This window comes from uncultured Bacteroides sp. (assembly GCF_949298305.1).
In the GTDB taxonomy this organism is placed as follows: Bacteria; Bacteroidota; Bacteroidia; order Bacteroidales; family Bacteroidaceae; genus Bacteroides.
Genome location: NZ_CASFWU010000001.1, coordinates 50,258 through 63,968 on the forward strand (window position 1 = coordinate 50,258; position 13,711 = coordinate 63,968).

Genomic DNA, 13,711 nt, shown 5'->3' on the forward strand with positions numbered 1-13,711 from the left:
CCGATTCAACCCGATAGCCGTTCCCTGCGGCGCCTTGTGCCGGCAGTGGGCGGAGAACAGGAGGCCATTATGAAAATCACGAAACACCTGATAGGGGCTTGTGCCTTGGCCGTGGGCCTGGCAGCGCCCGTGCATGCGCAAGACATTGAGAAGGAGTTTGAAGAGTTCAAGAAACAGCAGTTGCAGGAATTTGACGAGTTCAAGAACAAGGCCGATGCCGACTTCGAGACCTTCCTGCGCGAGGCATGGAAGAAGTACGATGCCTTTGCGCCCATCCCTGCTCCTGTACGGCCCGAACCGCCCCAGCCCGTAGAGTTCGACAAGACCAAGCCGGCCCTGCCGCCCGTGGCCGTCAAGCCCGGCAAGGTGAAGGTGCCCGAAGCCAGGCCTTTTGTGCCCGTCAAGGTTGAGGTGCCCGAAGTGAAGCCCACCGGCAAGCCCGTCAGACGGATACCCGTCCTGTTCTACGGCACCACGTTCGAGGTCGCTTCGGATGCGGTGGACATGCTCTCGCTCGAGGGCAACAAGGAGTCTGACGTGGCCGACGCCTGGAAGGACGTCTGCAACAAGGACTACGAACAGTTGCTGAAGGACTGCCTCACCATCAAGCAGGAGAAGCGGCTGAGCGACTGGGCCTACCTGCTCTTCATCAAGCAGCTGGGCATTGAGCTTTACGGACAGGGACGCCCCGACGAAGTGGCCTTCCTGCAGATGTTCCTGCTGAACAAGTCGGGCTACAAGGCACGGCTGGCCAAGATTGACGACCGCCTGAAGCTGCTTGTGGCCACCAACTCCACCATCTATGCCACTCCTTACCTGACGATGGACGGCGACCGTTACTACGTCTTCGAGCCTGCCCCCAACGGCTCGATGGGCATCTACACCTACCGCAAGAACTTTGCCGACGCCCGCAACCTGGTGAGCCTCGACATCAGCGGCATGCCCGGGTTTGACATGCAGGACTATACGCGCGAACTGGTCTCTGCCAACGGCCAGCTGAAGGTGCAGGCCGTGGTGAACAAAAACCTGATTGACTTCTACCACGACTATCCGCAGTGCGACGTCATCACCCACTACAAGACCCCCATGAGCGAGGAACTGGCCGAGTCCATCTATCCCGCCCTGCGCGCAGCCGTGGCCGGCAAGTCGCAGAAGGACGCCGCCAACCTGCTGCTCCACTTCGTGCAGACGGCCTTCGACTACAAGACCGACGGCGAGCAGTTCGGCTACGAAAAGCCCAACTTCCCCGACGAGACTTTCTACTACCCCTTCTGCGACTGCGAGGACCGCGCCATGCTCTACTCCACGCTGGTCAAGGAACTGCTGGGCCTGGACGCCATCCTGCTCGATTATCCCAACCACATCGCCTCGGCAGTCTGCTTCACCGAGGACATCGCGGGCGACTATGTGGTGCTGGACGACGGCCGCAAGTATCTCATCTGCGACCCCACCTACATCGGTGCCCCCATCGGCGCTTGCATGGACCAGTACAAGAATGTGTCGCCGGAGATTATTCGGTAACGTGCCAATGAGCTGACGGCCTTACGGCGTGGCGGCATTATCCATGCGTGGTTCAATCTGTGTAATCTGTGGCGACGATTTGTTCAGCCACGGGTTGCACAGATTGTTTTTTTTTGAATGGTCATGGTTGTTGAAACGCAGATTGTCGCAGATTCACGCAGACAGAAAAATGAAAGTCTGTGCCCATCTGTTTCCATCTGTGCCATCTGTGGCCCATGTTTCCGCACCGCAAGGCCATTTGCACATTCCCGCATTCCCCCATTGTCCCATTCCCCAATGTTAAATATTACAATATTTGAAGAGGAGCCCCTTAAAAAGGAGGACGAATTGCAATGTAGATATAGCAAAATTGTGTACTTTTGCGGCGTGAATAAACACATTCTGCCGTAATCCATATACACAACTTAAAATATCATGCAAAGTTTAATCAATGAAATTGTTGAGCGCGCCAAAGCGAACCGCCAACGCATCGTTCTTCCCGAAGGTACGGAAGAGCGTACTCTGAAAGCTGCCAATCAAATCCTGACAGACGGTGTAGCCGATTTGATTCTTCTCGGAAATCCTGCCGAAATCGAGGCTTGTGCCAAGGAATGGGGCTTGGGTAACATCGGTAAAGCTACGATTATCGACCCCCAGAACCATCCGAAGATGGAGGAATACGCACAACTGCTCTGCGAGCTGCGCAAGAAGAAAGGTATGACTATCGAAGAGGCCCGCAAGCTGGTGCTCGACCCGCTCTACCTGGGCTGTCTGATTATCAAGAACGGCGATGCCGACGGACAGCTGGCCGGCGCACGCAACACCACCGGCGACGTGCTGCGTCCCGCTTTGCAGATTATCAAGACCGCTCCGGGCATCACCTGCGTCTCAGGCGCCATGCTGCTGCTCACCCATGCGCCCGAGTACGGCAAGAACGGCATCCTGGTGATGGGCGACGTGGCCGTGACTCCCGTGCCCGATGCAGCCCAGCTGGCCCAGATTGCCGTCTGCACCGCCCGCACCGCCAGTGCCGTGGCCGGACTCGACCCCAAGGTGGCCCTGCTGAGCTTCTCAACCAAAGGCTCCGCCAAGCACGAAGTGGTGGACAAGGTGGTTGAAGCCCTGAAGATTGCCAAGGAAATGGCACCGGACATCGCCATCGACGGCGAACTGCAGGCCGACGCCGCACTGGTTCCCAAGGTAGGCGCCAGCAAAGCTCCGGGTTCGTCCATCGCCGGACATGCCAACGTGCTCGTAGTGCCCAGCCTCGAAGTGGGCAACATTTCCTACAAGCTGGTTCAGCGTCTGGGACACGCCGACGCCGTAGGCCCCATTCTCCAGGGTATCGCACGCCCGGTGAACGACCTCTCCCGCGGATGCTCCATTGAGGACGTCTACCGCATGATTGCCATCACCGCCAACCAGGCCATCGCCGCCAAAGAACAGAAATAAACAAAGAATAACCCCCAAATCTGAATAGTCATGAAAATCTTAGTATTGAACTGCGGAAGTTCTTCCATCAAGTATAAGCTGTTCGACATGGACAGCAAGTCGGTCATCGCTCAGGGCGGCATCGAGAAAATCGGCCTGCCTGGTTCGTTCCTCAAGCTGACCTTGCCCAGCGGCGAAAAGAAGATTCTGGAGAAAAACATCCCCGAACACACCGTAGGCGTGGAGTTCATCCTCAACACGCTGACCAGCCCCGAGTACGGAGCCATCAAGTCGCTCGACGAAATCAACGCCGTAGGCCACCGCATGGTACACGGAGGCGAGAAGTTCAGCAAGTCGGTACTGCTCACCAAGGAGGTGCTCGACGCCTTCACGGCCTGCAACGACCTGGCACCCCTGCACAACCCCGCCAACCTGAAAGGCGTGCATGCCATCGAAGCCATCCTGCCCAACGTGCCGCAGATTGGCGTGTTCGACACCGCCTTCCACCAGACCATGCCCGACTACGCCTACATGTACGCCGTCCCCTACGAGCTGTACGAGAAGTACGGCGTGCGCCGCTACGGCTTCCACGGAACTTCCCACCGCTACGTTTCGCAGCGTGTATGCGAGTTCCTGGGCGTGAAACCCGAAGGACAGCGCATCATCACCTGCCACATCGGCAACGGCGGCTCCATCACTGCCATCAAGGACGGCAAGTGTGTGGACACCAGCATGGGCCTCACCCCGCTTGAGGGCCTCATGATGGGCACACGCAGCGGCGACATCGACGCCGGCGCCGTCAGCTTCATCATGGAGAAGGAGGGTCTCGACGCACAGGGCATCTCCAACCTGCTCAACAAGAAGAGCGGCGTGATGGGCATCTTCGGCAAGTCGAGCGACATGCGCGACCTGGAGAACGCCGTCGCAGCCGGCGACCCCAAGGCGCGCCTGGCCGAGAACATGTACTTCTACCGCATCAAGAAATACATCGGCGCATACGCCGCCGCACTGGGTGGCGTGGACATCATCGTCTTCACCGGCGGTGTGGGCGAGAACCAGGCCACGGCCCGCTGGGGTGCCTGTGCCGGACTGGAGTTCATGGGCGTGAAGCTCGACCCCGAGAAGAACAAGGTGCGCGGCGAGGAGAAGGTCATCTCCACCGACGACTCCCCGGTGAAGGTCGTAGTCATCCCCACCGACGAGGAGCTGATGATTGCCTCGGACACCATGGACATTCTGAACCAGTAACCGTCCGCCGGATACGATATTGAGGGCGAAGGGCGTTCCTGCACGTGCAGGGCGTCCTTCGCCTTTTTTTGTCGGTGCGGTGCCTTCCGCCCCGCCTGAAGCGGTGCGGGCCGTGCCTGCATGGTGCGGGCGCCGTGCCTGCATGGTCCGCGCACCGAGCCTGCATGGTCCGCGCACCGTGCTTGCATGGTCCGCGCCGTTCCGCCGTCGTCCTCCGCAGCGGGGGCGTGGCTCCGGTTTCCGTGTAATCGAAATGCAGTGTGTCTGCAAATGGTTTGTGAAGCGTGTGTAATGCTGCCGTAACAGCCAGTTCCTTATTTTGCCGCCGAATTAAAACAACGATTATGAAACGGAAATTATTAGAGAGATGTATGTTATGCCTTGCCGCCGCGGGACTGTTTGTCTGCTGTCTGCCGGCAGTGGCTGCAAGCGGCGGGCATCCGTCGGCAGCGGTGGACCAGGTCCGTGTAAAAATATTGGTGAGCGGCCGTGTGGCCGACGCCACGGGCGAGCCCCTTCCGGGCGCCACGGTGCGCGAGCGTGCCACGGGCAACGGCACGGTGACCAACCTTGACGGCGAGTTTTCCTTGTCCGTCTCGTCCGAGGCTTCGCTGGAAGTCAGCTTCGTGGGCTTTGCCACCAAGGTGGTGTCCGTGGCCGGGCAGAAGAGTCTGAAGGTGGTGCTCGAAGAAGACGCCGCCGCGCTGGACGAGGTCGTCGTCGTGGGCTACGGCATCCAGAAGAAGGTGAACCTGTCCGGTTCGGTAGACCAGATAGGCGCCAAGGAACTGGAGAAGCGCCCCATAGCCGACCTGTCGCGGGGCCTGCAGGGCATGATTCCCAACCTGAACATCGACTTCACCAGCGGCGAGCCGGGCAAGTCGGCCAACATCAACATCCGTGGCGAGGCCTCCATCAACGGCGGCAGCCCGCTGATTCTGATTGACGGCGTGTCGGCCGACGTGGAGGAGATGAACCGCCTCTTGCCCGAGGACATCGAGAGCCTCTCGGTCCTGAAGGACGCCTCCTCGGCCGCCATCTACGGCGCGCGTGCCGCTTTCGGTGTCATCCTGATTACCACCAAGCAGGGCAGCAGCGACCGCATACAGGTCGATTACAACGGCAACTTCGCCTGGAAGCGGCCCTCGACGCTGACCGAGAAGACTTCCGACCCCTACATTTACCTGAAGCTGAAGAACATTGCCGTGCTCAACACTCCCTGGAGCTCGGGACACGTCACCAGCGACGAGCGCCTCGAATGGGCGCGCCAGCGTTCGGACAACCCCGACGGCACCCCCTCGGTGCGCCTGAACCCGCTGGACGAGACCCAGTGGGAGTACATGGGCAACCGCGACTGGACCGACTACTTCCTGAACCGCAACACCTTCACCCAGACGCATCAGGTCTCGGTGTCGGGCCGTACGGAGAAGACGCGCTTCTATCTGTCGGGCGGCTACGACGACGAGAACGGCATCTTCTCGGGCATTGTGGACAACGACAAGTACCGCCGTTACAGCATGCGCAGCAAGGTGAGCTATGACGTGTGGGAGTGGCTGACCCTGTCGAACAACACCTCTTACGTGGTGACCGAGCGCAAGAAGCCGAGCTATTATGACATGGGCGTGTTCTTCGACCTCGAACCGCACGACATGGACCGCAACCCCGACGGCTCCTGGGCCAGCGGCGAGCTGGGTACGGCTTTGGCGCAGCTGGTGGACGGCGGCCAGGAGAAGGATACCTACGGACGCCTTCAGAGCACTTTCTCGGGCGAGCTGAACTTCTGGAAGCGCATGCTGGTCATCAACGCCAACTTCACCTTCATGAAGGGGCACCAGGAGTACGACTGGTACAAGACGCCCTATCAGATAGGCTACGGCCCGGACGACATCCGCGAGCAGGGCGAGAGCCGTGCCTGGAAGGAAAGCACTGACGACCTGTACACGGTGTTCGAGGTGTATGGCACCTTCAGCAAGCTGTTCCGCGACCGCCATCAGGTGACCGCCATCCTGGGCTTCAACCAGGAGTACAGCCGCTCCGACAACTTCCACTCCGAGCGCTACGACATCATCTCCACCGCCCTGCCTTCCATCGGGCTGGCTTCCGGCACCCAATACGTCGGCCAGACCTATCGCGACTGGGCCATCCGTGGCTGCTTCTTCCGTGCCAACTATTCGTACGACAACCGCTACATCTTCGAGCTGAACGGCCGCTACGACGGTACGTCGCGTTTCCCCAGTAACAAGCGCTTCGGCTTCTTCCCCTCGGGCTCGGTGGCCTGGAGGGTGGACAGCGAGTCGTTCTTCGACGGGCTGCGCGACGTCTTCTCCCAGCTCAAGCTGCGCGCCTCCTACGGCTCGTTGGGCAATCAGCTGGTGAGCGAATACGGCTACATCCCCTATATGAGTTCGCAGCTGGGCAGTTACATCATCGACGGCGAGCTGCAACAGACGGTCACCTCGCCCGACCTGGTTTCGTCGGCCTACACCTGGGAGGAAGTGCGCACCGTCAATGGCGGCATCGACCTGGGCTTCCTGGACAACAGGCTGACGGCTTCGTTCGACCTCTACCGCCGCGACACCCAGGGCATGCTTACCATGGGCCGCGAGCTGCCCGGCGTGCTGGGCAAGGAAGAGCCGCAGGAGAACGCCGCCAACCTGAAGACACGCGGCTGGGAGCTGAGCATCGGCTATCAGGACGAGTTCCGCCTGGCCGGAAAACCGCTGGACTGGGCGGCCCGCTTCATCCTGTCGGACAGCCGCACGTGGATTACCAAGTTCGACAATCCCACCCGCAACCTGACGCAGTATTACGAAGGACAGGAAATAGGCGAAATCTGGGGCTTGCAGAGCGACGGCCTCTTCCGCAGCAAGGACGAAATCGCTGCCCTGGACGAGACCGAAATCATCCCCTGGGGCGCCCTTGAGATTGTGGAGGGCTGGCCCAAATACAAAGACCTGGACGGCGACCACCGCATCACCAAAGGCTCTGTGACGGTCGACGACCCGGGCGACCTGAGCGTCATCGGCAACTCGTCACCCCGCTTCCGCTTCGGCCTGAACCTGAGTGCCGAATGGAACGGAATCGACGTGGCCGTCTTCCTGCAGGGCATCGGCAAGCGCGACTTCTACCCGCAGAGCTACCTGTACTGGGGCTTCTACCAGCAACCTTACAGCGGCGGCCAGCTGCATACCTTCGACTTCTACCGCCCTGCGACGGACAGCGAGGTCGACATGGGCAAGCACTCGCAGTCGTACATCGCCGCCGGACTGGCCAACCAGAACCTCGATGCCAGATACCCCATCCTGCAGTCGTGGCTGGCCGACAAGAACCTGGGAACCCGCATCGACCAGGCAATGGGTCTGGCCATCCCCCAGACGGGCTACATGCTGAACGGCGCTTACCTGCGCGTGAAGAACATCACCGTCGGCTATACGCTGCCGCAAGAGTGGGTGCGCAAGGCGCGGCTCAGCCGGGTGCGTGTCTTTGTCAGTGCCGACAACCTGTGCGAATGGAGCGGGGTGAAACCTTACTTCGACCCCGAGGCCATCACCGATACGTCCTCTTTCGGCTACGTGTATCCCTTCAACCGCCAGCTCTCTTGCGGACTCAACGTAACATTCTAAAAACCAACAAACGACAATGAGAAATCTGATTATACCTTCCGTGGCCCTTTCGGCCACCTTGCTGCTGGCTGCTTCGTGCAACGATTCGTTTATGGACCGGCAGCCCCATACGGAAATCGGTGTGGAGTCCTACTTCAACACCGAACGCGACCTGCAGATGTATTGTTACGGTCTGGTCAACACGCCGGGCTACAGCTACGACTCCGACGAGGGCACCGACGATGTGGCCACCACCTCGAACGTAGAAATCAAGAACATCATGACGTCGCCCAACCCGAACTCGGTCACCATCAACGCCGGCTGGAACTGGGAACGCCTGTACGACATCAACTTCTTCCTGGCCAACTGCGGACGCGCCAAAGTGACCGAGGACGTCCTGGCACACTATCAGGGCGTGGCCCGTTACTACCGCGCCGCCTTCTACATGGACAAGGTGAAGACCTATTCCGACGTGCCCTGGTACGACAAGGTGCTCACCACCGACGACCCAGACCTGTACAAGGCCCGCGACCCGCGCGACTTCGTTGTCGGCAAGATATTCGAAGACTACCAGTTTGCTGCCGGGCACGTCCGTGCCGACGAGCCTCTGGGCGCCATCAACAAATGGATTGTGCTGGCTACCATGGCCCGCCATGCCCTGTACGAAGGCACGTACCGCAAGTATCACGACGAGCTGAACCTGCAGTCTACGGCCGACACCTACCTGCGCATCGCAGCCGATGCCGCTTTGCAAATCATGGAGGAGGGCGGTTTCCGGATTTATAACACCGGAAAACCTTACGAGGACTATTCCACCCTGTTCAACAGCCCCGACCTGACAACCAATCCCGAAATGATACAGGCGTGTTACTACGAGAACGACGTGGCCGAGAACGGCTTCTGGGCCTACATGTTCGGCAATTACATTCCCTGTCCGACCAAAGACTTGGTGCAGGCTTACCTGATGAAGGACGGCTCGTACTATTCCTCGCAACCCGGCTACCAGACCAAGCAGTTCGTCGAGGAGTTCCAGGACCGCGACCCGCGCATCTACCAGACGCTGGCCTATCCGGGCTGGGAGCTGGTCAACACCATGACCTACGCTACGGGAGCCGGCATCTACGTGCAGACGTTCAACAAGAACTTCTCCGGATACCATCAGATCAAGGGCTTCATCAACAACAAGGAAGAGAGCTACTACGTAGGCATCGACTTCCCCGTCATCCGCTATGCCGAGGTACTGCTTACTTATGCCGAGGCCAAGGCCGAGCTGGGCGAACTGACGCAGGACGTGCTCGACCGTACCGTGAACCAGCTGCGCGACCGTGCAGGAATGCCCCACCTGCTGATGAATCCGCCGGCCGATCCGGTGATGGCGGCAGCCTTCCCCGGCGTGGAGTCGACGCTGCTCGAAATCCGCCGCGAGCGCCGGGTCGAACTGGTGTTCGAAGGATTCCGCTTCGACGACCTCATGCGCTGGCATGCCGGCAAGCTGCTCGAAAAGGAACCGGAGGGCCTGTACTTCCCCAGTCTGGGCAAGTTTGACCTGACGGGCGACGGCGTCGAGGATATTTATCTGATACCTTCCTCGCAGTCCATCCCTGCCGAAGAAGACAAGGAGACCAACTCCCTGGGCGAAAAGCTGGTGTACTACCGGACCGGAACCATCGACGACCAGAACGCCACCGTCTACCTGAGCGAAGGCGACCACGGGGTCATCCAGACCATCAAGGACATGGGCACTTTTGAAGAGCCCAAGTTCTACTACCGTCCCATCCCTTATCACGAGATGGAGCTGAACCCTAACCTGGGACCGCAACTCTTCGGCTGGGAGTGAAAGAAGGAGGGCTGGCGGACACCGCGCGCCGCGTGCCCTCCGGAACAGTTACTTGCAATGAAGCAACATTTTTAATACAGAAAAGATATGGAAAAGAAACAATTGCTGAAAGGAGCGGCCGCCTTCTGCCTGGCCGCACTGATGGCCTCCTGCGCACAGCCCGGACGGCAGGCACAGGACGAAAGACCGGCCACCAGACTGACATTTGCCTACCTCACCGACGTACACCTGAACAAGGATAACAGCGGAAACGGCAACGAGGGCCTGCAAATGGCTCTGAAGGCGGCTGCCGACAACGGGGCCGAGTTCGTAATCTTTGGGGGCGACAATGCCGATACCGATGCCCTGGGCGATGCCGAAGTTACCGCCGACACCCTCCATGCCCGCTTTGCAAGGCTGGTGAAGGAGTCCGGCCTGCCGGCCTATTTCACCATCGGCAACCACGACCGCTTTTATCTTTCCGGAGGAAAGGCCGATACGCTGGGCTTCGGCATGTTCGAGAAGCACTACGGCCCCACGCACCGCTCGTTCTCGCAGAAAGGCGTTCACTTTGTCATCCTGAACAGCCTCTATCCGCAGTCCGACGGAGCCCCTTACGGTGTGGGAGCCGGGCAGCTGGCCTGGCTCAAGGCCGACCTCGATACGGTGGGCAAGCAGACGCCGGTCATCGTTTCGCTCCACGTGCCCATGCTGTCGTTGTATTATCCGGTAGTGGAGGGCACCATGAAGGCCTGGGACATGATTGCCGACAGTAAGGCAGTGGTCGATTTGCTGAAAGAGCACAACACGCAGCTCGTCCTGCAGGGACACCAGCACATTTACGAACAGATTCAGGAACGTGACCTGTGGTTTGTAACAGCCGGAGCCGTGTCGGCCTTCTGGTGGCAAGGACCTTTCCTGACTACGCAGGAAGGTTTCCTGCTGGTCAAGGTCGACGAGAACAACCGCGTTTCGTGGGACTACGTGGATTATGGATGGCAAGTACCCGGAAAATAACCAGAAAACAATAAAGTGAAGAAATGAAAAGTAAAAGATTGCTGATGACGGTAGCTTTGGCTGCCGCCTGCTGGAGCGGAATGTCTGCCCAGCAAACACAAGAACTGCCCGACCGCATCAAGATGGGGCAGGAGAGGGTGAAAGTACGTCACGACATCAGGCTGCCGCAGATTGACGGCTACGAACTGCTGAAGTGCGATTTCCACATCCACACCGTTTTCTCCGACGGCATCGTGTGGCCTTCGCTGCGTGTGAACGAGGCCTGGGAAGAGGGGCTCGACGCCATTGCCCTGAGCGACCACATTGAAGGGCAGCCCGCCCGCGAGGGCATGAAGAAGGGCGACCTGGACCTGGCCTTCAAGAATGCCGAAGGCGAGGCCTTGCGCCGTGGCATCATTCTGATAAAAGGAGGCGAAATCAGCCGCTCCATGCCGCCCGGACATCTCAATGCCCTTTTCCTGAGCGATGTGGACTCCTTGCAGAAGGACGATGTGGTGGAAGTCTTGAGGGAAGCCCGCAGACAGGGAGCCTATATCTTCTGGAACCATCCGGGCTGGAACGTCGAGGAAGTGAAGTGGCACGACATGCACGAGCAGCTCTGGAAAGAAGGACTGCTGAACGGCATCGAGGTGTTCAACGAGTTCGAGTGGTATCCCAAGGCCCTGGAATGGGCCAAGGAGAAAGACCTGACCCTGATGGCCAACACCGATGTGCACGATGTCGTCGAACGGCTGTATGACAGGAAGCAGACGGCTCACCGTCCGCTGACGCTGGTACTGGCCAAGGAGCGTACGCAGGCTGCCATCAAGGAGGCCTTGTTCGACCATCGCACCCTCATCTGGTTCTTCGATACCCTGATTGGTAAGGAAGACTACCTGAAGAAGTTTTTTGAAGGGGCTGTCCGTGTGCAGCCTTCGCATTACACGACCGAGACCTTGTCGTATGTGACGCTGACCAATACGTGCGATGTCCCTTTCCGGCTCGAAGCGGCTTCAGAGGCAAAGGGGTATCCCTCGTGCATTCAGCTGCCGGCCGGAGCGTCGGTGGTGGTGGCGGTGCCCAAAGACGGCGCGCACCCCGTTTCTTATAAGGTGACGAACTTGCTGACAGCCTATAAGCAAAGCATTGAAGTTTCGTTGTTTTAACGAAAAATAGGGGCAAGGGTAGGCCGAAAATGCCTACCTTTGCTTGTATTTATTAACCTAACATCATATTTATGAAACGATTGACGTATTTGACACTCCTGCTGCTGGTGGCTGTTGCAGTCCGGGCACAGCAGGCTAAGTATGTATTCTATTTCATCGGCGACGGCATGGGCCTGAACCAGGTGAACACAACCGAGATGTATCTGGCCGAACAGCAGGGACGCATCGGCATCGAGCCGTTGTGCTTTGCCTCTTTCCCTGTGGCAGGCATGGCCACTTCCTACTCGGCAACCAACTCCATCACCGACTCGTCGGCCGGCGGAACAGCGCTTGCCACGGGCCACAAGACTTATAACGGCGCCATCGGCGTAGATGTCAACAAAGAACGGCTGATGAGCGTGGCCGAGCGGGCCAAGCGTGCCGGCAGAAAGGTCGGCGTCACCACCAGCGTCAGTGTGGACCACGCCACGCCGGCATCCTTCTATGCCCACCAGCCGGACCGCGACATGTACTACGAGATAGCCCTCCAGCTGCCCGAAGCGGACTTCGACTTCTATGCCGGAGGCGGATTCCTGATGCCCGCCACCACTTTCGACAAGAAGGAGGCACCGTCCATTTACCCCGTCTTCGAGCAGGCCGGCTACACCCTGGCCCGCGGACTGGACGAGTACCGCACGAAGGCCGACGGCGCGCAGAAGATGATTCTGGTGCAGCCCGAAGGGGCTGAGGCCACCGACCTGCCTTACGCCATAGACCGCCGCGAGGGCGACCTCACCCTGGCGCAGATTACGGAGAGTGCCATCGACTTCCTCACCCGGGACAACAGAAAGGGATTCTTCCTCATGGTGGAGGGCGGAAAGATTGACTGGGCCTGCCACAACAACGACCCCGCAACGGTGGTCAGCGAGGTGGTGGACATGGACAACGCCATCCGCGTGGCCTACGAGTTCTACAAGAAACACCCCAAAGAGACGCTCATTGTCGTAACGGCCGACCACGAGACCGGCGGACTGGGAATGGGCACGCGCGGCTACACGCTGAACCTGAAGGCGCTGGACTGCCAGAAGCAGTCGGCCGACCTGCTCTCGCGCGCCATCACCGACCTGCGCAAGGCCAAGGGAAGCCAGGTGAAGTGGGAAGACGTGAAGGCGCTGCTGGCCGAGCGCATGGGCTTCTGGGACAAGCTGCCCCTGACGTGGGAGCAGGAAAGGCTCTTGCGCGACGAATACGAGGACTCCTTCGTGAAGAACAAGGTGGTCTTTGAAGAGACGCTCTACTCCAAGACCGAACCCCTGGCCGCAGCCGCCAAGCAGGTGATGAGCCGGATAGCCGGACTGGGATGGACCACCACCAGCCACTCGGCCGAGTACGTCCCCGTCTATGCCGTGGGCGCAGGCTCCAAGCTGTTCATGGGCAAGATGGACAACACCGACATACCCAAACGCATAGCCAAGGCGGCGGGGTACAAGTGGTGAGTGATTAGTGGTGAGTGGTGAGCGGTGAGCGGTTAGTAGGGGGATGAAACGCGGATTAACGCAGATTTACGCAGAAAAAAATAATCTGTGCCAATCTGCTTTAATCTGTGTCATCTGTGGTCCATTCGTCAACTGTCCCCCCAAGGTTGCGCTACACAGGGCGGGCCGACCCCGCCCCTACACGTACAAGCCGCAGGGCATACTAACCGCTCACCGCTCACCACTCACCGCTATTCCACTTCTTTCTTCACAATCTCCTCCATCTCCTCCAGCCGTTTGCGGCGTTCTTCGTCGGAGGCGGGTTGCCGGTAGTGGTAGCCGAGGTCGGTACGCTCGGACATCTCTTCGCTCCATTCCTCGAAATAGTCGGAGGCGGGTGTGCCGTGAGGGTCCAGGTTCTCTTCGGCAATGGAGTCATCTCTGTATATCATATCATCCATATTCATTGTTCGTTAAAGGGTTGTACATCAAGTTCGG

9 protein-coding genes are annotated in these 13,711 nt (G+C 59.2%); 8 read left to right on the forward strand and 1 reads right to left on the reverse strand.

The window, feature by feature from the left end; translation table 11 throughout:
• Positions 1-69: 69 nt before the first annotated feature.
• The 8 genes from Q1Y74_RS00215 (at position 70) to Q1Y74_RS00250 (ending at position 13,234) form a co-directional block, all read left to right on the forward strand.
• Positions 70-1,521, forward strand: a complete 1,452-nt coding sequence (locus tag Q1Y74_RS00215) for a hypothetical protein (protein WP_300811676.1) — start codon at positions 70-72, stop codon at positions 1,519-1,521.
• 414 nt (positions 1,522-1,935) lie between these two features.
• The gene (pta, locus tag Q1Y74_RS00220) at positions 1,936-2,952 is read left to right on the forward strand and encodes a phosphate acetyltransferase (RefSeq protein ID WP_300811677.1); all 1,017 of its coding nucleotides are present in this window, start codon (positions 1,936-1,938) and stop codon (positions 2,950-2,952) included.
• Positions 2,953-2,982: 30 nt separating this feature from the next.
• Entirely contained in the window at positions 2,983-4,179 is a 1,197-nt protein-coding gene (locus Q1Y74_RS00225; protein ID WP_300811678.1) for an acetate kinase, read from the forward strand.
• Positions 4,180-4,523: 344 nt separating this feature from the next.
• Positions 4,524-7,802: a TonB-dependent receptor gene (locus Q1Y74_RS00230; RefSeq protein ID WP_300811679.1), complete on the forward strand. Its 3,279-nt coding sequence runs from the start codon at positions 4,524-4,526 to the stop codon at positions 7,800-7,802.
• A 16-nt stretch (positions 7,803-7,818) separates the two neighbouring features.
• Positions 7,819-9,618: a RagB/SusD family nutrient uptake outer membrane protein gene (locus tag Q1Y74_RS00235; protein WP_300811680.1), complete on the forward strand. Its 1,800-nt coding sequence runs from the start codon at positions 7,819-7,821 to the stop codon at positions 9,616-9,618.
• A gap of 87 nt (positions 9,619-9,705) precedes the next feature.
• Positions 9,706-10,614, forward strand: coding sequence for a metallophosphoesterase (locus Q1Y74_RS00240; protein ID WP_300811681.1), 909 nt, complete (start codon positions 9,706-9,708; stop codon positions 10,612-10,614).
• 23 nt (positions 10,615-10,637) lie between these two features.
• On the forward strand, positions 10,638-11,759 hold the full coding sequence (locus tag Q1Y74_RS00245; protein ID WP_300811682.1) for an Sb-PDE family phosphodiesterase: 1,122 nt from the start codon (positions 10,638-10,640) through the stop codon (positions 11,757-11,759).
• A 71-nt stretch (positions 11,760-11,830) separates the two neighbouring features.
• Positions 11,831-13,234: an alkaline phosphatase gene (locus Q1Y74_RS00250; protein ID WP_300811683.1), complete on the forward strand. Its 1,404-nt coding sequence runs from the start codon at positions 11,831-11,833 to the stop codon at positions 13,232-13,234.
• A 230-nt stretch (positions 13,235-13,464) separates the two neighbouring features.
• Here Q1Y74_RS00250 and Q1Y74_RS00255 read toward each other — a convergent pair whose 3' ends face one another.
• Positions 13,465-13,674, reverse strand: a complete 210-nt coding sequence (locus Q1Y74_RS00255) for a hypothetical protein (protein WP_300811684.1) — start codon at positions 13,672-13,674, stop codon at positions 13,465-13,467.
• Positions 13,675-13,711 lie beyond the last annotated feature (37 nt).